Origin of the sequence: Stenotrophomonas sp. Ste96, from assembly GCF_024519495.1 — a bacterium.
GTDB classification, from domain to species: Bacteria; Pseudomonadota; Gammaproteobacteria; order Xanthomonadales; family Xanthomonadaceae; genus Stenotrophomonas; species Stenotrophomonas bentonitica_A.
Genome location: NZ_JALJRX010000001.1, coordinates 472,957 through 493,609 on the forward strand (window position 1 = coordinate 472,957; position 20,653 = coordinate 493,609).

The 20,653-nt window shown below is 66.4% G+C and carries 13 protein-coding genes and 1 pseudogene; 9 read left to right on the forward strand and 5 right to left on the reverse strand.

What is annotated here, in order from left to right; all coding sequences use genetic code 11:
• Positions 1-11 precede the first annotated feature (11 nt).
• The 4 genes from OC373_RS02235 to OC373_RS02250 all read left to right on the forward strand — a co-directional run bounded on the left by OC373_RS02235 (position 12) and on the right by OC373_RS02250 (position 4,144).
• Positions 12-1,379: an NAD(P)/FAD-dependent oxidoreductase gene (locus OC373_RS02235; RefSeq protein WP_261996964.1), complete on the forward strand. Its 1,368-nt coding sequence runs from the start codon at positions 12-14 to the stop codon at positions 1,377-1,379.
• Entirely contained in the window at positions 1,379-2,818 is a 1,440-nt protein-coding gene (gene sbcB / locus OC373_RS02240; protein ID WP_261996965.1) for an exodeoxyribonuclease I, read from the forward strand. Before OC373_RS02235 ends, sbcB begins: the two co-directional genes overlap by 1 nt.
• On the forward strand, positions 2,815-3,501 hold the full coding sequence (locus OC373_RS02245; RefSeq protein WP_019184359.1) for a DUF2461 domain-containing protein: 687 nt from the start codon (positions 2,815-2,817) through the stop codon (positions 3,499-3,501). Before sbcB ends, OC373_RS02245 begins: the two co-directional genes overlap by 4 nt.
• Before the next feature lie 61 nt (positions 3,502-3,562).
• Complete coding sequence (locus OC373_RS02250; RefSeq protein WP_019184360.1) at positions 3,563-4,144, forward strand: DUF2939 domain-containing protein; 582 nt, start codon at positions 3,563-3,565, stop codon at positions 4,142-4,144.
• Between the two features lie 74 nt (positions 4,145-4,218).
• On the opposite strand, the gene OC373_RS02255 is transcribed toward OC373_RS02250, so the two are convergent.
• The 3 genes and pseudogenes from OC373_RS02255 to OC373_RS02265 all read right to left on the reverse strand — a co-directional run.
• The gene (locus tag OC373_RS02255) at positions 4,219-5,166 is read right to left on the reverse strand and encodes a 5'-nucleotidase (protein ID WP_026069966.1); all 948 of its coding nucleotides are present in this window, start codon (positions 5,164-5,166) and stop codon (positions 4,219-4,221) included.
• A gap of 79 nt (positions 5,167-5,245) precedes the next feature.
• Positions 5,246-6,016, reverse strand: a complete 771-nt coding sequence (locus OC373_RS02260; RefSeq protein ID WP_019184362.1) for an NAD kinase — start codon at positions 6,014-6,016, stop codon at positions 5,246-5,248.
• 262 nt (positions 6,017-6,278) lie between these two features.
• Positions 6,279-11,171, reverse strand: a pseudogene (locus tag OC373_RS02265) (NAD-glutamate dehydrogenase domain-containing protein); the annotation flags it as partial.
• 377 nt (positions 11,172-11,548) lie between these two features.
• Between OC373_RS02265 and OC373_RS02270 the strand changes: the two are divergent.
• The 3 genes from OC373_RS02270 to OC373_RS02280 are packed head-to-tail and all read left to right on the forward strand — an operon-like array spanning position 11,549 to position 16,644.
• On the forward strand, positions 11,549-12,178 hold the full coding sequence (locus tag OC373_RS02270; protein ID WP_261996967.1) for a TetR/AcrR family transcriptional regulator: 630 nt from the start codon (positions 11,549-11,551) through the stop codon (positions 12,176-12,178).
• Positions 12,178-13,455, forward strand: coding sequence for an efflux RND transporter periplasmic adaptor subunit (locus OC373_RS02275; protein ID WP_261996968.1), 1,278 nt, complete (start codon positions 12,178-12,180; stop codon positions 13,453-13,455). Before OC373_RS02270 ends, OC373_RS02275 begins: the two co-directional genes overlap by 1 nt.
• Before the next feature lie 15 nt (positions 13,456-13,470).
• Positions 13,471-16,644, forward strand: a complete 3,174-nt coding sequence (locus tag OC373_RS02280) for a multidrug efflux RND transporter permease subunit (RefSeq protein WP_046274306.1) — start codon at positions 13,471-13,473, stop codon at positions 16,642-16,644.
• Between the two features lie 232 nt (positions 16,645-16,876).
• Here the strand turns inward: OC373_RS02280 and OC373_RS02285 are convergent, their stop codons facing one another.
• On the reverse strand, positions 16,877-17,170 hold the full coding sequence (locus OC373_RS02285; protein WP_070425470.1) for a hypothetical protein: 294 nt from the start codon (positions 17,168-17,170) through the stop codon (positions 16,877-16,879).
• A gap of 137 nt (positions 17,171-17,307) precedes the next feature.
• Positions 17,308-18,456, reverse strand: coding sequence for an acyl-CoA dehydrogenase family protein (locus OC373_RS02290; RefSeq protein WP_261996969.1), 1,149 nt, complete (start codon positions 18,454-18,456; stop codon positions 17,308-17,310).
• Between the two features lie 148 nt (positions 18,457-18,604).
• On the opposite strand from OC373_RS02290, the gene OC373_RS02295 reads away from it, so the two are divergent.
• Both OC373_RS02295 and OC373_RS02300 read left to right on the forward strand, forming a co-directional pair.
• A complete protein-coding gene (locus OC373_RS02295; RefSeq protein WP_046274305.1) occupies positions 18,605-19,534 on the forward strand; it encodes a metalloregulator ArsR/SmtB family transcription factor in 930 nt (309 codons plus the stop codon).
• A gap of 9 nt (positions 19,535-19,543) precedes the next feature.
• Complete coding sequence (locus tag OC373_RS02300) at positions 19,544-20,650, forward strand: homocysteine S-methyltransferase family protein (protein ID WP_070425472.1); 1,107 nt, start codon at positions 19,544-19,546, stop codon at positions 20,648-20,650.
• The last annotated feature ends 3 nt before the right edge of the window (positions 20,651-20,653 follow it).

Genomic DNA, 20,653 nt, shown 5'->3' on the forward strand with positions numbered 1-20,653 from the left:
CGGACATTGACTTGATCGCTACCCCCTCCCGCTCGCTGAGCATCATCGGCGCAGGTCTGGCCGGTTCGCTGCTTGCCATCCTGCTGTCCCGCCAGGGCTGGCAGATCACCTTGTATGAGCGCCGCGGCGATCCGCGCGTGAGCGATTACGAGTCCGGTCGCTCGATCAACCTGGCGCTCGCCGAGCGTGGCCGCCATGCGCTGCGCCAGGCTGGTGTCGAAGACGCGGTCATGGCCAAGGCGGTGATGATGCGCGGGCGCATGATCCACCCGCGCGAGGGCGAACCGCAGCTGCAGCGCTACGGCCGCGATGACAGCGAAGTGATCTGGTCCATCCACCGCAAGGATCTCAACACCACGCTGCTGCAGCTGGCCGAGGATGCGGGCGCCACCGTGCATTTCCACCGCCGCCTGCACACCGTGGATTTCGATGCCGGCTACGCGCGCTTCATCGATGACCGCGACGACCAGCCGCACGATATCCGCTTCGATACCCTGATCGGCGCCGACGGTGCCGGCTCGGCGCTGCGCGCGGCGATGAACCGCAAGCAGCCGCTGGACGAGCGCATCGCCTTCCTGGATCACTCCTACAAGGAACTGGAGATCCCGCCGACGGCTGAAGGTGGTTTCCGGATCGAAGCCAATGCGCTGCACATCTGGCCGCGCGGGCACTACATGTGCATTGCGCTGCCCAACGACGAAGGCACCTTCACGGTCACGCTGTTCCTGCCCAACGAGGGCGACCCGAGCTTTGCCACCACCAACAGCGGGGCCGAGGCCGAGGCGCTGTTCGCGCGCGACTTCCCCGATGCACTGGCGCTGATCCCGAACCTGCGCCGCGACTGGGAGCAGCACCCGCCGGGCCTGCTCGGCACGCTGCACCTCAAGCATTGGCATATGAAGGGCCGCGCGGTGCTGATCGGCGATGCCGCGCACGCGATGGTCCCGTTCCACGGCCAGGGCATGAACTGCGCCTTCGAAGACTGCATCGCACTGGCCGCGCATCTGCTGGAGCAGGACTCGCTGGCCGAGGCCTTCGCCGCCTTCGAAACCGACCGCAAACCGAACGCCGAAGCGATCCAGCAGATGGCGCTGGAGAATTACCTGGAAATGCGCGACCGCGTGGCCGATCCGCAGTTCCTGCTGCAGCGCGAACTCGAACAGGCGCTGCAGGCGCGGTGGCCGACCCGCTTCGTGCCGCATTACACGATGGTCACCTTCCTGCGCACCCCGTATGCCGTAGCGCTGGCCCGCACCGAGCTGCAGCGGCGCATGCTGGAGGACGCCACCGCCGGGCACGACAGCCTGGCACATATCGACTGGGCCGCCCTGGAGCGCCTGGTCCACGAACAACTGCCAGTCCTGGAGGGCGCGCACTGATGGCCGACAGCTTCCTGTTCTATGACCTGGAAACCTTCGGCCAGGACCCGCGCCGCACGCGCATCGCGCAGTTTGCCGGTATCCGCACCGATGCCGATCTGAACATCATCGACGAGCCGGTCAGCTTCTACGTCAAACCGGCCGACGACCTGTTGCCCTCGCCGGTCGCCACGCTGATCACCGGCATCACCCCGCAGCATGCCCTCACCGCCGGGGTCACCGAGACCGAGGCATTCGCGCGCATCAACGACCTGATGTCGCGGCCGGGGACCTGCACGCTGGGCTACAACACCCTGCGCTTCGACGATGAGTTCGTCCGCCACGGTCTGTTCCGCAACTTCTACGACCCCTACGAGCGCGAATGGCGCAACGGCAATTCGCGCTGGGACCTGCTGGACATGATGCGGCTGCTGCACGCGCTGCGCCCGGACGGCATTGTCTGGCCGCAACGCGAGGATGGCGCGACCTCCTTCAAGCTGGAACATCTGGCCGTGGCCAACAACGTCCGCCAGGGCGATGCGCACGAAGCATTGTCCGATGTGTACGCGACGATCGGGCTGGCGAAGCTGTTCAAGCAGGCGCAGCCACGGCTGTGGGACTACGCGCTGAAGCTGCGTGACAAGCGTTTCGTCGGCGGCCTGCTGGATGTGGACGCGATGCAGCCGGTGCTGCACATCTCGATGCGCTATCCGGCCCAGCGCATGTGCGCCGCGCCGGTGCTGCCACTGGCGCGCCATCCCTTCATCAACAACCGCATCATCGCGCTCGATCTGGACGGTGATATCGAACCGTTGCTCGAGCTGCCGCCGGAAACCATCGCCGCGCGCCTGTACACCCGCGCGGCCGACATGGCCGAGGGCGAGCAGCGCGTGCCGCTCAAGGAAGTGCACCTCAACAAGGTGCCGGCGCTGGTCGCATGGAACCATCTGCGCCCGGCCGACCATGCACGCCTGGGGATCGACCCGGCCACGATCGAGGCCAAGGCCGAGCGGCTGCGCCAGATCGGACCGGCGCTGGCCGAGAAGGTCCGCCAGGTGTATTCGGGCGAGCGCAGCCTGGCGCCCAGCGATGTCGATGCCTCGCTGTACGACGGCTTCCTGGCCGACGGCGACAAATCCCTGATGTCGCGGATCCGCACCAGCCCGCCGGCCGAGCTGGCCAGCTTCGCCGAGCGCCTGCGTGACCCGCGCATGCCCGAACTGCTGTTCCGGTACCGCGCCCGCAACCATCTGGACACCCTGGACACCACCGAGCGCTCACGCTGGAACGATTATCGTCGCCAGCGCCTGCTCGGCGATGCGTCGCTGGGCGAACAGACCCTGCCGCAGTTCACCGCGCAGCTGGATGCACTGGCCGCAGAGCACGCCGACGATGCCGGCAAGCTCGCCCTGCTGCAGCAGCTGCGCGACTGGGGCACCCACCTGCAGAGCAGCCTATGAGCACGTATTTCAGCCCGGCCACCTTCACGTTCCTGCGTGGCCTGGCCCGCAACAACGACAAGACCTGGTTCAACGAACACAAGCCGAAGTACGAAGAACATGTCCGCCAGCCGTTCCTGCGGTTGATCACCGATCTGCAGCCGGACCTGGCCGCGGTCAGCGAGCACTTCCGCGCCGACCCGCGCACCGTGGGTGGCTCGTTGTTCCGCATCTACCGCGATGCGCGCTTCTCCAACGATAAATCGCCCTACAAAAGCTGGCAGGGCGCGCGCCTGTTCCATGAGCGGCGCAAGCAGGTGCCGGCCCCGTCGTTCTACATCCACCTGCAGCCAGGCGAGAGCTTCGTCGGCGCGGGGCTGTGGCATCCCGAGCCGGCCACCCAGCGCAAGGTGCGCCACTTCATCGTAGACAATCCCGGCAGCTGGAAGGCGGCCGCGCATTCCCCGGTGCTGCGCAAAAAGTTCGATTTCGAGGAAAGCGAAAAGCTGGTCCGTGCCCCGCGGGGTTTCGAGCCGGATTTCGAGTTCATCGACGATCTGAAGCACCGCAACTGGGTGTTCTGGCGCTCGCTGGACGATGCCACGATGACCGGCCCGCGGCTGCGCCAGACCATCGCGGCCGACCTGGTCACGCTGGCGCCATTCGTGGACTACCTGTGCGCGGCGCTGGACCTGGAATTCTGAGCTTCACGTGCACTGACGTCCGCTGCGGCAAGCTGGGCACCATGACGACAAGGCAGACCCGATGAAGAAACTGCTCTGGTTGCTGGTCACCGTGCTGCTGGTGCTGGCCGGCATTGTGTTCAGCGGGCCCTACGTGACCGTGCACGGCCTCAGCCGCGCGATCGAACAGCGTGATACCGCCAGGCTCGACCGTTACGTGGATTTCCCGATGCTGCGCGCCAACCTGCGCGCCCAGCTCAGCGACTACGTGGTCCGTCGCGCCGGTCCGGACATGCAGTCCAGCCTGTTTGGCGCGTTGCTGCTCTCGGCCGGCGACCGGCTCAGCGCGACCGCCGTGGATGCGCTGGTGACGCCGACCGGCATCGGCGCGCTGCTGGAGGGCCATACCCTGTGGAAGCGGGCCAGCAATGACCTGGACAGCCCGAGCAACGATGCCTACGCGGCGCCACGGCCGGCGCGCCCGCTGAAGGGGGCGACCCACCATTTCGACTCGCTGTCGCGCTTTACCGCCACCACCTACACGCCGCAGGGCGCACCGGTGGTGTTCATCCTGCAGCGTTCGGGCCTGCGCTGGCGGCTGGTGGACATCCGCCTGCCGCTGAATCCTGACACCACCGCCCCGTCGGTCCTGCCGATCCGGTAGGTACCCACCGTTGGTGGGTACATTGGCGCCACCGTTGGTGGATAGCCGGGCCCAACGTGCATCCGGTCGCTGCATCAACCGCCGTTGGCGACCCCGTGCGGCACATGCCCGGCCGCCACGCTCTGGTGCTGCAGCGCGCTGTCGATGTTGTGCTGGGAATCATCGAAGAAGATGTCCGCGCCGAACGCTTCCAGGAACGGCCCCTTGTGGCGGCCGCCAAGGAACAGCGCTTCGTCCAGACGCACGCCCCACTCGCGCAGGGTGCGGATCACGCGCTCGTGCGCCGGCGCCGAGCGCGCCGTCACCAGGGCGGTGCGGATCGGCGCATCCTCGCCTGAGGGAAACACGGCCTGCAGCGTATGCAGGGCCGAGAGGAAATTGCGGAACGGGCCACCACTGAGCGGCTCGCGGGCGTTTTCCCGCTCGTGGCGACCGAACGCTTCCACGCCCTGCTCGCGCGAAATGCGCTCGCTTTCATCGCCGAAGATCACCGCATCGCCATCGAAGGCGATGCGCAGCTGGCCCAGCGGACGGCCCAGATCGACCTGCTCGGCCGCGGCAATCGTCTCGCCCGGCGGCTTGGGCAGGATGGTGGCCGCGGCGATCCCGTGCAGCAATGCGCGGCGCACCGATTCCGGGTTGGCCGACAGGAACAGATCGGTGCCGAACGGCTTCACGTACGGCCAGGTCGGCTCACCTGCGGTGAAGGTCGCGCGGATGATGCCCAGGTCGTAGTGCTGGATCGAATTGAAGATGCGCAGGCCGGTGTCGGCGGAGTTGCGCGAGAGCAGGATCACTTCCACCCGCGGCTGTTCCGGCGACTGGCCCTGGTTGAGCGCCAGCAGCTTGCGCACCACCGGGAAGGCCACGCCGGGGCGCAGCACATCGTCTTCGTGCTTGCGCTGATACTCGGCATAGGCGTCGACGCCTTCGGCCTCGAACAGCGCATGGCCCTCTTCCAGATCGAACAGGGCCCGCGAGGTCACGGCAACGGTCAGCAAACGGGGGGTGTTGTCGCCCATGGCAATCAGCAATCCAATGCGGCCGCAGCGGCCGGCCATCCATTCTCCCACAGAGCATGGCCGCCACGGCCAAGCGCCCTCAGAACATGAACTGCTCGCTCAGGATCCGGTCTTCCAGATTGTGCTCCGGGTCGAACAGCATGGTGACGCGGCGCTCGCGCGATTCGCGGATGGTGACTTCCACCACATCGCGGGTTTCGTGCGAATCGGCGGTGACGCTGACCGGGCGCTTGTATGGGTCGAGCACGCGGAAACGCACTTCCGTGTCGGCCTTGAGGATCGCACCGCGCCAGCGGCGTGGGCGGTACGGGGCCAGCGGGGTCAGTGCGATGGTGTGCGAGCCCAGCGGCAGGATCGGGCCGTGCGCGGAATAGTTGTAGGCGGTGCTGCCGGCCGGGGTGGCCACCAGCACGCCGTCGCCGATCAGCTCGGCCACGCGTTCCTGGCCATTGAGGTCGATGCCGATGTGCGCGGCCTGGCGGGTCTGGCGCAGCAGCGAGACGTCGTTGTAGGCCAGCGAGCCGGTGGTGGTGCCCGACTCGGTCAGCGCCAGCATCTCCAGCGGGCGCAGGTTGGCCGGCTCGGCCGCAGCCAAGCGTGCCGGCAGGTCGTCATCACGGAACTGGTTCATCAGGAACCCGACCGTGCCCAGCTTCATGCCGAACACCGGTTTGCCCAGCGCGCCATAGCGATGCAGGGTCTGCAGCAGGAAACCATCACCGCCCAGCGGGCACAGCACCTCGGCCTGCTCGGGCGCGAAGTCGCCATAACGCGCCCGCATCTGTGCCAGCGCAAGCTGCGCCGCTTCGGTGGAGCTGGCCAGGAAGGCGATACGGGGGGTGTCGCTCATCGGTGAATCCGGGTGGGGTATGCCGGCAAGAGCATAACCGTTCGTGCCGGTCGCGGGCCTGCACGAACGGAAACGAAAACGGCCCCGCCGAAGCGGAGCCGTGTGTTTCTCATGCAATGCAGTTACCAGACCCCGCCCATCCCTCTGGAGCAGAGCCCCCCTGAGTCAGGGGGGCGCGCCGAAGGCGCGGGGGTCTGGACGCAGGGTTTGCATGGGGCCCACGGTCTGCAGAGCAAACCGTGGGGCGTCAGCGCGAATGCGCTTACGCACCATGCGAAGCCAGCTGGCCCAGGCGCTGCACCGCGACCGAAACGGTCGGGTAGTCCAGGGTCTTCTGCTCGGCCAGTTCGGCCAGCATCGCCAGGGTGAAGCGCAGGCTGCTGTCATCGCGGCCCATCCAGGCGGCGACCTTGGCTTCGGCGCTGCTGCCCTTCATCGACAGGACCTGGGCAGCCAGGTTGCGATGGTGGGCGGCCAGCTCGTCGCGCAGTACGCCACGGGCCACCGCGTGCCAGCGGCCATTGACCTCCAGCGCGTCGATCTGCTCGAACAGCCACGGCAGCTGCAGGGCATCGCCCAGGCGGAAGTGGACCTTGGAGACGTCCACCGGCTTGAGCTTGCGGGTGCGGGCCAGCTCGATGATGTCGAACGCCGGCTCCAGGAACTGCAGTTCCGAGAGCTGCTGCGACAACGCCGGCGGCAGACCCTTGTCCTTCCACTCCTGCACGCTCGCCTCGTAGGCCGGGCGCTGCGAATCCGGCAGCACGCCCGAGGCGTCGCGGATGTCGTTGAACGCGGCCTGGTAGCGGTTGACGGCTTCGGTGATGCCCGGCATGGCGCCCGGACGCGACAGCAGCCAACGCACGAACGAGCGCTGCAGCTTCCAGATCACTTCCAGTGCGTCGATCTGCACCGACTCCGGCAGCGTGCCATCGAGGGCGTCGATCTGTGCCCACAGGGCGCGCGCGTCCAGCGTTTCACGGCTGATCGTGTACGCCTTGGCGACCTCGGCCACGGTGCGGCCGGTGTCTTCCTGCATACGCATCAGGAAGGTGGCGCCCATGCGGTTGATGGTCTGGTTGGTCACGGCCGTGGCGATGATTTCGCGCTTCAGGCGGTGACGCTCCATCGCGTCGGCGTACTTCTTCTGCAGGGGCGTGGGGAAGTAACGCTGCAGTTCCTTGGACAGGTACGGGTCTTCCGGGATGTCCGACTCGAGCAGCTGCTGGAAGGCCACCAGCTTGGAGTAGGACAACAGCACCGACAGCTCCGGACGGGTCAGGCCCTGGCCACGCGCCTTGCGCGCGGACAGCTCCGCATCCGAGGGCAGGTACTCGATCTGGCGATCCAGCAGCCCCTGCTGTTCCAGCGTGCGGATGAAGTGCTGCTTGGAGCCCAGGCGCTTGACCGCCATGCGTTCCATCAGGCTCAGCGCCTGGTTCTGACGGTAGTTGTCCATCAGCACCAGCGCGGCCACTTCGTCGGTCATCGAGGCCAGCAGCTTGTTGCGCTGCTCGACGGTCAACTTCTTGGCCCGCACCACATCATTGAGCAGGATCTTGATGTTGACTTCGTGGTCGGAGGTGTCCACACCGGCCGAGTTGTCGATGAAGTCGGTGTTGAGCAGCACGCCGGCCTGGGCAGCTTCGATACGGCCCAGCTGGGTCATGCCCAGGTTGCCGCCCTCGCCCACCACCTTGCAGCGCAGCTCGCCGCCATTGACGCGCAGCGCGTTGTTGGCGCGGTCGCCGACATCGCTGTGCTGCTCGCTGGCCGCCTTGACGTAGGTACCGATGCCGCCGTTCCACAGCAGATCGACCGGTGCCTTCAGGATCGCGCTCATCAGATCGTTCGGGGCCATCGACTTGATGCCCTCGTCCAGGCCCAGCACGTCACGGACCTGCGGGGTGATCTCGATCGACTTCAGCGTACGCGGGTACACGCCGCCGCCCTTGCTGATCAGCTTGGCATCGTAATCGGCCCAGCTGGAACGCGGCACGGTGAACAGACGCTCGCGCTCGACGAAGGTCGTGGCCGCATCCGGGTTCGGGTCCAGGAAGATGTGGCGGTGATCGAACGCGGCGACCAGGCGGATGTGGCGCGACAGCAGCATGCCGTTGCCGAACACGTCGCCGGACATGTCGCCCACGCCGACCGCGGTGAAGTCCTGGCTCTGGCTGTCACGCCCCAGCGCACGGAAGTGGCGCTTGACCGACTCCCACGCACCGCGCGCGGTGATGCCCATGCCCTTGTGGTCGTAACCGACCGAGCCACCGGAGGCGAAGGCATCGCCCATCCAGAAGCCGTGCGCCACTGCTAGGCCGTTGGCGATGTCGGAGAAGGTCGCGGTGCCCTTGTCGGCGGCCACCACCAGGTACGGGTCGTCCATGTCATGGCGCACGACATCCACCGGCGGCACGATCTTGTTGTTGACGATGTTGTCGGTGATGTCCAGCAGGCCCTGGATGAACAGCTTGTAGCAGGCCACGCCGTTGGCGAAGATCGCATCGCGGTCGCCGTTCACCGGCGGGGTCTTGGCGAAGAAGCCACCCTTCGCACCGACCGGCACGATCACGGTGTTCTTGACCATCTGCGCCTTGACCAGGCCCAGCACCTCGGTACGGAAGTCTTCGCGACGGTCCGACCAGCGCAGGCCACCACGGGCCACCGCACCGAAGCGCAGGTGAGTACCTTCCACGCGCGGGCCGTACACGAAGATTTCGCGGTACGGGCGCGGCTTGGGCAGGTCCGGCACCAGCGCCGAATCGAACTTGAAGCTGATGACGTGGCCCGGGCGGCCCTCGGCATCGGTCTGGTAGTAGCTGGTGCGCAGGGTCGCATCGATCACGCCCATGAAGCTGCGCAGGATGCGGTCTTCATCCAGGCTGGAGACGCGGTCCATCAGCTTCAGCAGCGCATCGCGCGCGGCATCCATCTGCACGGTGCGGTCGCCCTTGCGTGCATCGACCACGGTCTTGAGCACTTTCAGGGTGGCTTCGTCACCACCGGCAAGCACGGTCAGGTGTGCGCGCAGCTGGGCCTGGCCCTCGGCGATCGCATCCTTGCTCTCGTTGCCGGTGGCCGGGTCGAAGCGGGCTTCGAACAGCTCCACCAGCAGGCGGGCCAGCAGCGGGTAACGGGTGAAGGTGCCTTCCACGTAGGCCTGCGAGAACGGCACGCCGGTCTGCAGCAGGTACTTGCAGTAGCCGCGCAGCATCGCCACCTGGCGCCAGTGCAGGCCGGCAGCGAGCACGAGGCGGTTGAAGCCGTCGTTCTCGGCATCGCCATGCCACACGCGGGCGAAGGTCTCGCCGAAGGCTTCATCGACGCTCGGTGCATCGATCGCACCGGCCACCGATTCGACTTCGAAGTCCTGCACGTACACCGGCGCGTTGTCGACCGTCAGGCGGTACGGACGCTCGGCAATCACGCGCAGGCCCATGTTTTCCATCATCGGCAGCGCGTCGGACAGCGGGATGTCATCCAGCTGGCGATACAGCTTCAGGCGCAGGCCTTCACCGCCTTCGCGCTGCACGGCCTGCAGGCTCAGGCGCAGATCGTCCGGTCCGGTCAGCGCATCCAGCTGGCTGACGTCGTTGGCGGCGATCTCGGTGCTGGAGTCTTCGATGTAACCGGCCGGCAGTGCCTTGCCGATACGCGCGGCGATGCGCAGGCCTTCGCTTTCACCATGACGGGCGACCAGCGCTTCGCGCAGATCGTCCTGCCAGTTGCGCAGCACCTGGGCAAGCTTCTGCTCCAGTTCGCTGGTGTCCACTTCCAGGGTCTGGCCAGCCTTCGGGCGCACGATCAGATGCACCTGGGCCAGCGGCGATTCGCCGAGCACCACGGAGCTGTCCACGTACTCACCCTGCAGGGCGTCCTTGAGCATGGCTTCGATGCGCAGGCGCACATCGGTGTTGAAGCGTTCGCGCGGCAGGTACACCAGCGCGGAGATGAAACGGCTGTACTTGTCACGGCGCAGGAACAGGCGGCTGCGCACGCGCTCCTGCAGGCCCAGCACGCCCATGGCGGTGCGGAACAGTTCGTCCTCGCTGGACTGGAACAGTTCTTCGCGCGGCAGGGTTTCCAGGATGTGGCGCAGGGCCTTGCCGCTGTGGCTGCTCGGCGCCAGGCCGGACTTGCTCATCACGTATTCGTGGCGCTGGCGCACCAGCGGGATTTCCCACGGGCGGCGGTTGTAGGCGCTGGAGGTGAACAGGCCCAGGAAGCGCTGCTCGCCGATGATCTTGCCCTTGGCGTCGAACTCCAGCACGCCGATGTAATCCATGTAACCGGCGCGATGCACGCGCGAACGGGCATTGGTCTTGGTCAGGATCAGTGCGTCCTTCAAACCGGAGGTGGCATTGAGCCCCTGCGCGGCGAGGGTCTTGACCGGGCGCGCGGCGGACTTGTCCTGCCCGCGCATCAGGCCCAGGCCGGTGTCGTTCAACGGCGCCAGCACCTCTTCCTTGCCCTGCTTCTCGACGCGGTACTCGCGGTAACCGAAGAAGGTGAAGTGATTGTCGGCGGCCCAGCGCAGGAATTCCTGTGCTTCGGCGCGCGAGGCGGCATCGACCGGCAGCTGGCGGCTGCCGAGATCGTCGGCCAGGCTCTGCGCCTTGGCACGCATCGCGTCCCAATCGCGGACGATGGCACGCACCTCGTCCAGCGCCTTGATGATCGCCTTCTCGACGTCGGCCATGGCTTCGGCCGGCTGACGGTCGATTTCCAGCAGCATCACCGATTCGGCGGTGCCGTCGCTGACGGTGGTCAGCTTGCCGGCCTTGTCACGCGCGAAGCGGATCACCGGGTGACCCAGCACGTGCACGCCAACGCCGTGTTCGGCCAGCGACATCGTGACGGTGTCGACCAGGAACGGCATGTCGTCATTGACGATCTGCAGCACCGTATGCGGCGACTCCCACCCGTTGCCCTTCAGCGTCGGGTTGAACACGCGGACGTTGGCCTTGCCGGGCTTGCGCACACGCGCAAATTCCAGCGTGTCCGCTGCCAGTGCGGCCCACTCCTCGGCGCTGTGGTGCGGGAACTCGTCCGCCTCCATGCGCTTGTAGAAGTCGGCGGCAAAAGCCACTGCCTCGGCCTGCCCGGCCGACGGGTAGCGCTTGCGCAAGGCCGTGTACACCGGCTCCAGCGAGAAGCCCACTGGCGAAACAGTCTGCGTATCGGCTGGTTTGGATTTGTTTTTCACGGTCTTGGCTGCTGGTTTTTGCGGTTTCATGACGGAGCGGTGCGTGTTGCTCAGTTGGGAAAATGAAATTGTAGGCCTACCGCACAGAAATACCTTGCTGCAGGACGGAATAAGGTGATTCGGGTTGGGTCCCGTTTACATCGGCGATGTCAATTCGGCGACGTACGGATCAGCGCATCGGCGCTTCCTCCGTCGCAGCATCGGCCGCTTCGGTTGCAACTTGACGTTGGTCATCAAAACGCACCGAAAGACAAGGCTTCTACAATTCTGAACTGGACGGTATAGTCCACCGCGTGACTCCCCCACACCCCGCCGCCAGCACGATGGACGCGCGCGATCATCGCGTGTTCGATGCCGTGCGCGAGTTGCTGGCCAGCCAGGGGATGCAGCTGAGCATGGACGCGGTGGCCCAGCACGCCGGCTGCTCCAAGCAGACCCTCTACAGCCGCTATGGAAGCAAGCAGGAACTCCTGCGCCGGGTGATGCAGCGGCATGTGTGCCGCGCGACCGCCGGGCTGCGCTCACTGGATGGTGATGACCTGCGTGGCAGCCTGCTGCAGTTCGCCCACGATTACCTGGATCACTTCAATCAGCCCCACGTGGTCCAGGCCCGGAGGCTGATCGCAACAGAATCCAGCCAGTTCCCCCAGGAAGCCCGCACCCTTTACCAGGACGGCGCCGGGGCACTGGCACTTCATGTTTCTGAATGGATGGCAACCCGGTCCGCGCAAGGCCAATTGAGGCATGACGACCCGCACTTCATGGCTGAACTGCTATTGAGCATGATCGCCGGCTTGGATTTCGAAAAACAGCGCTTCCACATCCCCCATCGCGCTGACGCCACCGTGCGGCGCCGCTGGGCAGAATTCTCCGTCGACAGCTTCCTGCGCGCGTTCGCTGCGCCCGAAGCCGCCACGGCTTCGCATTCAAACCAACACCGGAGCTTCTCCTGATGATCGCCCCACTCCGCACCCTTGCCCTGACGTGCGCAGTCGCCCTTGCGTTGACCGCCTGCAAGAAGGAAGAGCAGCAGGCCCCGCCGCCGCCGGAAGTGGGCGTGATCGAGGCCAAGCCCCAGACCCTGCCCCTGCAGCGTGAGCTGGTCGGCCGTCTGTCGCCGTACCGCAGTGCCGACGTCCGGGCCCGTGTGCCGGGCGTGCTGCTCAAGCGCGTCTACCAGGAAGGCTCGGATGTGAAGGAAGGCCAGGTGCTGTTCCTGATCGATCCGGCACCGCTGCGCGCTGCGCTCAACGCCGCGCAGGCCGAGCTGACCTCGGCCCAGGCCACCGCCGCGAACGCCAAGGCCGCGGCCAACCGCGCCCGCTCGCTGGCCCCGCAGGCCTATGTCTCCAAGTCCGATCTGGACGCGGCCGAAGCGACCGAGCGTACCGCCGCCGCGGCGGTGCAGCAGGCCCAGGCCTCGCTGGCCAGCGCGAAGATCAACCTCGGCTATGCCGAAGTGCGTTCGCCGATCAGCGGCCGCGCCGGCAAGCAGCAGGTCACCGAAGGCGCACTGGTCGGCCAGGGCGATGTCACCCTGCTGACCACCGTGGACCAGCTCGACCCGCTGTACGTGAACTTCTCCATGAGCGTGGATGAGCTGACCCAGATGCGCGCGGCCCAGGCCAAGGGCGCACTGGCCCTGAGCGGGGACGGCAAGTCCACCGTGCAGGTGAAGCTGGCCGACGGCACCGTCTACGACCAGCCGGGCACGCTGGACTTCTCCTCGACCACGGTCGACCCGGCCACCGGCGCGGTCTCGCTGCGCGCGGTGCTGCCCAACCCGCAGCAGATCCTGCTGCCGGGCGCCTTTGTCAGCTTCCAGGCGACCCTGGGTGAGCGCAACAACGCCTACCAGGTGCCGCTGCAGGCGCTGCAGCGCGACACCACCGGCGGCTACGTGCTGGTGGTCGGCAAGGATGGCAAGGTCATCCGCAAGAACGTGAAGAGCGAAGGCCAGCAGGGCAGCAACTGGCTGGTCAGCGGTGGCCTGGATGCCGGCGACCAGGTGATCGTGGCCGGCGTGCAGAAGGTCAAGGAAGGCGCCCCGGCCAAGGCCGCCCCGTGGAACCCGGCCGCCGGCAACGGCAATGGCCAGGCTCCGGCGGGTGCTGCTCCGGCAGGCGCCGCTCCGGCCGATGCCGCCCAGCCTGACGCCGCTGCCGCCCCGGCCGATGCCGCCGCCACGAAGTCCGACGCCGCTCCGGCTGCCGAACCGAACAAGCAATAACGGGAATCCTCCGTCATGCCTAAATTTTTCATTGAACACCCGGTATTCGCCTGGGTGGTCGCGATCCTGATCTCGCTTGCGGGCGTGATCTCGATCCTGGGTCTGGGCGTGGAGTCCTACCCGAGCATCGCACCGCCCCAGGTGACGGTGAGCGCCACCTACCCCGGCGCCAGCGCCGACACCGCCGAAAAGTCGGTCACCCAGGTGATCGAGCAGCAGCTGACCGGCATCGATCACCTGCTGTACTTCAGCTCCTCCTCGGCCTCCAACGGCCGCGTCACCATCACCTTGACCTTCGAGACCGGCACCGATGCCGATATCGCCCAGGTCCAGGTGCAGAACAAGGTCTCGCTGGCGACCCCTCGCCTGCCGACCGAGGTGACCCAGCAGGGCGTGGTGGTGGCCAAGGCCAACGCCGGCTTCCTGATGGTGGTGGCCCTGCAGTCCGACAGCGCCTCGATCGACCGCGATGCCTTGAACGACATCGTCGGCTCGCGCGTGCTCGACCAGATCTCGCGTATTCCCGGCGTGGGCAGCACCCAGCAGTTCGGTTCCGAGTACGCCATGAACATCTGGCTCAACCCGGAGAAGATGCAGGGTTACGGCCTGTCGGCCACCCAGGTGCTGGCCGCGATCAAGGACCAGAACGTGCAGTTCGCAGCCGGTTCGCTGGGCTCGGATCCCTCGCCTGAAGGCCACTACTTCACCGCGACGGTCTCGGCCGAAGGCCGCTTCAGCTCGCCGGAAGAGTTCGAGAACATCATCCTGCGCGCCAACACCGACGGCTCGCGCGTGCTGCTCAAGGACATCGCCCGGATCGCCTTCGGTGCGAACAACTACGGCTTTGATACCCAGTACAACGGCAAGCCGACCGGTGCCTTCGCGATCCAGCTGCTGCCGGGCGCCAACGCACTGAACGTGGCCAATGCGGTCACCGCCAAGATGGACGAACTGGCCCCGAGCTTCCCGGCCGGTGTCAGCTGGTTCTCGCCGTACGACAGCACCACCTTCGTGAAGATCTCGATCGAGGAAGTGGTCAAGACCCTGATCGAAGCGGTCGCGCTGGTCTTCCTGGTGATGCTGATCTTCCTGCAGAACTTCCGCGCCACGCTGATCCCGACCCTGGTCATCCCGGTCGCGCTGCTGGGCACCTTCCTGGGCATGAGCATCATCGGCTTCACCATCAACCAGCTGACGCTGTTTGCGATGGTGCTGGCGATCGGCATCGTGGTCGATGACGCGATCGTGGTGATCGAGAACGTCGAACGCATCATGACCGAGGAGAAGCTGCCGCCCAAGGCCGCCACCCAGAAGGCCATGACCCAGATCACCGGTGCGGTGGTCGCCATTACCGTGGTGCTGGCGGCGGTGTTCATTCCGTCGGCCCTGCAGGGCGGCGCCGCCGGTGAGATCTACAAGCAGTTCGCGCTGACGATCGCCATCGCGATGGCCTTCTCGGCGTTCCTGGCGCTGGGCTTCACCCCGGCACTGTGCGCGACGTTCCTCAAGCCGACGCACAACGACAACCCGAACATCGTCTACCGCACGTTCAACAAGTACTACGACAAGGTCAGCAACACCTACGTGGGCCACATCACCTCGGCGGTGAAGCATGCCCCGCGCTGGATGATCCTGTTCGTGGTGCTGACCGTGCTGTGCGGCTTCCTGTTCACGCGCATGCCGGGCAGCTTCCTGCCCGAAGAAGACCAGGGCTATGCGCTGGCGATCGTGCAGCTGCCGCCGGGCTCGACCAAGTCGCAGACCAACCACGCCTTCGCCCAGATGCGCGGCATCCTGGAAAAGCAGGATGGCTTCGAAGGCATGCTGCAGGTGGCCGGTTTCAGCTTCGTCGGTTCCGGTGAAAACGTGGGCATGGGCTTCATCCGCCTCAAGCCCTGGGCGGACCGCGACATCACCGTGCCCGAGTTCATCAACAACATGAACGGCGCATTCTTCGGCATCAAGGAAGCGCAGATCTTCGTGGTCAACCTGCCGACCGTGCAGGGCCTGGGCCAGTTCGGCGGCTTCGACATGTGGCTGCAGGACCGTGGCGGCGTGGGTTATGAGCAGTTGACGCAGGCCCGCAACATCCTGCTCGGCAAGGCAGCGCAGGAAAGCGACCTGCTGACCGGCGTGCGCCCGAACGGCCTGGAAAACGCCCCGCAGCTGCAGTTGCACGTGGACCGCGTGCAGGCGCAGACCATGGGGCTGTCGGTGTCGGACGTGTACAGCACCATCCAGCTGATGCTCGCCCCGGTGTACGTCAACGACTTCTTCTATGAAGGCCGCATCAAGCGCGTGACCCTGCAGGCCGATGGTCCGTACCGCACCGGTGCGGAGTCGTTGAACAGCTTCTACACGCCCAGCACGCTGCAGACCAACGCCGACGGTACGCAAGCGATGATTCCGCTGAGCACCGTGGTGAAGTCCGAGTGGGTGTCCGCCCCGCCGTCGCTGAGCCGCTACAACGGTTACTCGGCGGTCAACATCGTCGGTTCGCAGGCGGAAGGCCGCAGCTCGGGCGAGGCGATGCAGGCGATGGAACGGATCGTCAACGACGACCTGCCGGCCGGCTTCGGTTACGACTGGTCGGGCATGTCCTACCAGGAAATCCTGGCCGGCAATGCCGCGACCCTGCTGCTGGTGCTGTCCATCGTGGTGGTGTTCCTCTGCCTGGCCGCGCTGTATGAAAGCTGGTCGATCCCGGTGGCGGTGCTGCTGGTGGTGCCGCTGGGCGTCCTCGGCGCGCTGGCCTTCTCGCTCGCACGTGGCCTGCCGAACGATCTGTACTTCAAGATCGGCCTGATCACCGTGATCGGCCTGGCCGCGAAGAACGCGATCCTGATCGTGGAGTTCGCGGTGGAACAGCGGGCCGCAGGCAAGAACCTGCGCGAGGCGACCATCGAAGCCTCCCGCCTGCGTTTCCGCCCGATCCTGATGACCTCCTTCGCCTTCATCATGGGCGTGGTGCCGATGGCCATCTCCACCGGTGCCGGCGCCAACGCACGTCACGCGATCGGTACCGGCGTGATCGGCGGCATGGTGTTCGCCACCTTCCTGGGTCTGCTGATGATCCCGGTGTTCTTCGTGGTGGTCCGCCGCATGCTGGGTGACAAGCTGGACGAACCGTCCAAGGAGTTCCTCGAACGTCAGGGCGAAGCCAACACGGCGCATCGTCCGGATCGTTAAGGGACAGGGGCAGCCACGGTTGCCCCACCGCAGGTGACCACCGTGGGTGGTCACGCTGACACGAAAAAGCCCCGGCGCGAGCCGGGGCTTTTTCGTGTGTGATGCATGACCGGTCACACCATGTGTGGCTGACCGGAAGCGATCCCGGTAGTGCCGGCCGCTGGCCGACTCCTCCGGTTGCCCGGGAAGGGCCGCCTGGTTGCCGGCCAGCGGCCGGCACTACCTGGCGCTCTCAGCGCAGCAGCGCCACCGCCGCGCAGACGATCACGATGGCCAACGACGGCCATTGCATCGGCAGGTAGAAGAAATGATGGCGGGCATGCTCGCCCGCCGCGCGCGGGCCGCGATTGAGCACCAGGCCCAGCACCACATTGATTGCTGCGCCGATGCCGAATCCGATCAACAGCTGCGCCAGCGAGGTGTTGCCTTTGGCAACGCTCGGATCCGGCCACAGCCACATCAACAGCAGCAGGGCCGCGATGGGCGTGAGCAGCGTCAGGAACCCTGCGCCTCGATAGATCACCATGGAATCTCCTGCAGAACGGAACCGCATATTCTGCACTACCGCGCGTGCCGACCCACGGTCGGCACCTGCCCGGCTGGCGGCCGCGAGGCGACGGCCGCCGCCAGCAGGCCACGACCGTGGGTCGTGGCCGTCGAACCTCAGCGCAATCCCGTCTCGTTGCGCGCGATCACCAACCGCTGGATCTCCGAGGTGCCCTCGTAGATTTCGGTGATCTTGGCATCACGGAAGTAACGCTCCAGCGGCATTTCCTTGGAGTAGCCCATGCCGCCGTGGATCTGCACCGCCTGGTGGGTGATCCACATGGCCGCTTCGGAGGCGGTCAGCTTGGCGATCGCCGCTTCATTGCTGAAACGCTTGCCCTGGCCCTTCACCCATGCCGCACGCAGGGTCAGCAGCAGGGCTGCGTCCAGCTTGCATTTCATGTCGGCGATCTTGGCCTGGGTCATCTGGAAGGTGCCGATCGCCGCGCCGAAGGCCTTGCGGTCCTTCACGTATTCGATCGTCGCTTCATACGCGGCGCGCGCGATGCCGATCGCCTGCGAGGCGATGCCGATACGGCCGGCGTCGAGCACGCCCATGGCGATCTTGAAGCCCTCGCCTTCCTTGCCGACGACATCCTCGGCGGCCGCCACGTAATCCTGGAACTCGATTTCGCAGGTGGCCGAGGCACGGATGCCCAGCTTCGGCTCGGTCTTGCCGCGGTGGAAGCCGGCCTTGTCGGTGTCGATCATGAATGCGGTGATGCCGCGCGCGCCCTGGTCCGGATCGGTCATCGCAAACAGCACGATGTACTTGGCGACCGGGCCGGAGGTGATCCAGCTTTTCTTGCCGTTGATCGCGTAAGTGCCGTCGGCCTGCTTGACCGCCCGGCAGCGCATCGCCGTCGCATCCGACCCGGACTGCGGCTCGGTCAGCGCGAACGCGCCGATGGCCTCGCCCTCGGCGATGGCGCGCACGTACGTCTGCTTCTGCGCTTCACTGCCATGGGTCAGGATGCCGTTGCAGAACAGCGAATTGTTGACCGACATGATCGTCGAATGCGCAGCGTCTCCGGCGGCGACCTCCACCATCGCCAGGACGTAGGCGATCGGGTCCATGCCCGCGCCGCCGTATTCTTCAGGCACTTCGATGCCCATCAGACCGTTCTCGCCCAGCAGGCGGATGTTCTCCAGCGGGAACTCGCCGGTACGATCGTGGTGTTCGGCGCTGGGCGCGATTTTTTCCTGCGCGATACGGCGCGCAACGTCCTGCAGCATCAACTGCTCTTCGGTAAAGCTGAAATCCACAACACCCTCCCGGGTACAGAGTGAAAGGGGCCGCAGTGCGCGCGGCCCGGTCGGGCGATTGTACCGGGGGGCGGGGAGAGGACGCCTGACTTGACCGCACCGCCGCCAAAGGACGAAAATATCTCTATATCGCGATAGGTAGATATTTATGGATCTCGAGGACTGGTCCGTCCGGCTGAAAGTGTTCGCCGACGCCACCCGGGTGCGCCTGCTGGCGCTGCTGGAACAGGAAGAACTCACCGTGGCCGAGCTGTCGGCCATCACCACGCTGGCCCAGCCGCGGGTGTCCACCCATCTGGCCCGGCTCAAGGAAGCCGGCCTGGTCCGCGACCGTCGCTCGGGCGTCTCGGCGTATTACCGCTTCGATGACGCCGCGCTGGATCCGGCGCAGCGCGCATTGTGGCATGCCCTGAGCACCGGCAGCGACGATCCGCTGCTGCGCCAGGATGCTGAACGCGTGGCCGCGGTGATGGCCAGCCGCGCCGCCGACCAGAACTGGGCCGACAGCGTCGCCGGCGACATGGAACGCCATTACTCCCCCGGCCGCACCTGGGAGGCACTGGCGCGCACCGCGCTGCCGCTGCTGGAAACCGGTGACGTGCTTGATATCGCCTCCGGTGACGGCGTATTGGCCGAACTGGTCGCCCCGCATGCCAAGCGCTATGTCTGCATCGATACCAGCGCGCGCGTGGTCGCCGCCGCCAGCGAGCGCCTGCGCCGGCTGGCCAACGTGGAAGTGCGCGAAGGGGACATGCACGCCCTGCCCTTCCCCGACCAGAGCTTCGACCTGGTGGTGCTGATGCACGCACTGACCTACGCGGCCAAGCCGGCCCAGGCCGTCGCCGAGGGCGCGCGCGTGCTGCGCCCGGGCGGTCGCCTGCTGCTGTGCAGCCTGGCCCGTCACGAACACCGTGCGGCCGTGGACGCGTATGGCCACGTCAACCTTGGTTTCAGCGACAAGGAACTGCGCAAGTTCGTGGAGAAGGCCGGCCTGGTCGTCTCCAGCCTGGAAACCGTGACCCGCGAGAAGCGCCCGCCGCATTTCGAAGTCATTTCGCTGATTGCCAGCAAGCCCTGAGGTCTGCCCATGCCATCCCTGCCCTGGCTCCACCCCGACCGCGTGCATGCGCTGGAAACGGCGCTGGCCCAGCGCATCCTGATCATCGATGGCGCCATGGGCACGATGATCCAGCGGCACGGACTGGAGGAGGACGACTACCGCGGCGAACGTTTCGCCGGGGGGTACGACCATCATCACGGCCCCGGCTGCGACCATGCCGCACCCGGCGAGCCCCCACAGGGCCATGACCTCAAGGGTAACAACGACCTGCTGTTGTTGACCCGCCCGGAGGTGATCGGCGACATCCACACCGCCTACCTCGAGGCCGGCGCCGATCTGGTGGAGACCAACACGTTCAATGCGACCTCGGTCAGCCAGGCCGACTATCACCTTGAACACCTGGTCTACGAACTCAACAAAGCCGGTGCCGCGGTAGCCCGTGCCTGCTGCGATGCGGTCGCGGCGACCACGCCGGGCAAACCGCGCTTCGTGATCGGCGTGCTCGGCCCAACCAGCCGCACCGCCTCGATCAGCCCGGACGTGAACGATCCGGGTTTCCGCAATACCAGCTTCGATGCGCTGCGCGAGACCTACCGCGAGGCCATCGATGGGCTGATCGACGGCGGTGCCGACACCCTGATGGTGGAAACCATCTTCGACACGCTCAATGCCAAAGCCGCGCTGTTCGCCATCGAAGAGGTCTTCGATGCCCGCGGCGGGCGGCTGCCGGTGATGATCTCCGGCACGATCACCGATGCCTCCGGCCGCACCCTCTCCGGGCAGACGGCAGAGGCGTTCTACGCCTCGGTCGCGCACGGCCGGCCGCTGTCGATCGGGCTGAACTGCGCGCTCGGTGCCAGCGACATGCGCCCCCACGTGGAGACGCTGTCGACCGTGGCCGAGTGCCTGGTCAGCGCGCATCCCAATGCGGGCCTGCCCAATGCCTTCGGCGAGTACGACGAAACCCCGGAAGAAATGGCGACCACGCTGCGCGAATTCGCCAGCGCCGGCCTGCTCAACCTGGTGGGCGGCTGCTGCGGCACTACCCCGGCGCACATCCGCGCCATCGCCGAGGCGGTGGCCGATCTGCCGCCGCGCCGCCTGCCGGCGCCGCCGCTGGAAGACGCGGCATGACCG

Coding starts and splice junctions, on each gene's coding strand:
- OC373_RS02260 (WP_019184362.1), bottom strand. CDS start 6,016: ATGAGCGACACCCCCCGTATCGCCTTCCTGGCCAGCTCCACCGAAGCG.
- OC373_RS02295 (WP_046274305.1), top strand. CDS start 18,605: ATGGATCTCGAGGACTGGTCCGTCCGGCTGAAAGTGTTCGCCGACGCC.
- OC373_RS02255 (WP_026069966.1), bottom strand. CDS start 5,166: ATGGGCGACAACACCCCCCGTTTGCTGACCGTTGCCGTGACCTCGCGG.
- OC373_RS02270 (WP_261996967.1), top strand. CDS start 11,549: ATGGACGCGCGCGATCATCGCGTGTTCGATGCCGTGCGCGAGTTGCTG.
- OC373_RS02275 (WP_261996968.1), top strand. CDS start 12,178: ATGATCGCCCCACTCCGCACCCTTGCCCTGACGTGCGCAGTCGCCCTT.
- OC373_RS02250 (WP_019184360.1), top strand. CDS start 3,563: ATGAAGAAACTGCTCTGGTTGCTGGTCACCGTGCTGCTGGTGCTGGCC.
- OC373_RS02280 (WP_046274306.1), top strand. CDS start 13,471: ATGCCTAAATTTTTCATTGAACACCCGGTATTCGCCTGGGTGGTCGCG.
- OC373_RS02285 (WP_070425470.1), bottom strand. CDS start 17,170: ATGGTGATCTATCGAGGCGCAGGGTTCCTGACGCTGCTCACGCCCATC.
- OC373_RS02300 (WP_070425472.1), top strand. CDS start 19,544: ATGCCATCCCTGCCCTGGCTCCACCCCGACCGCGTGCATGCGCTGGAA.
- sbcB (WP_261996965.1), top strand. CDS start 1,379: ATGGCCGACAGCTTCCTGTTCTATGACCTGGAAACCTTCGGCCAGGAC.
- OC373_RS02245 (WP_019184359.1), top strand. CDS start 2,815: ATGAGCACGTATTTCAGCCCGGCCACCTTCACGTTCCTGCGTGGCCTG.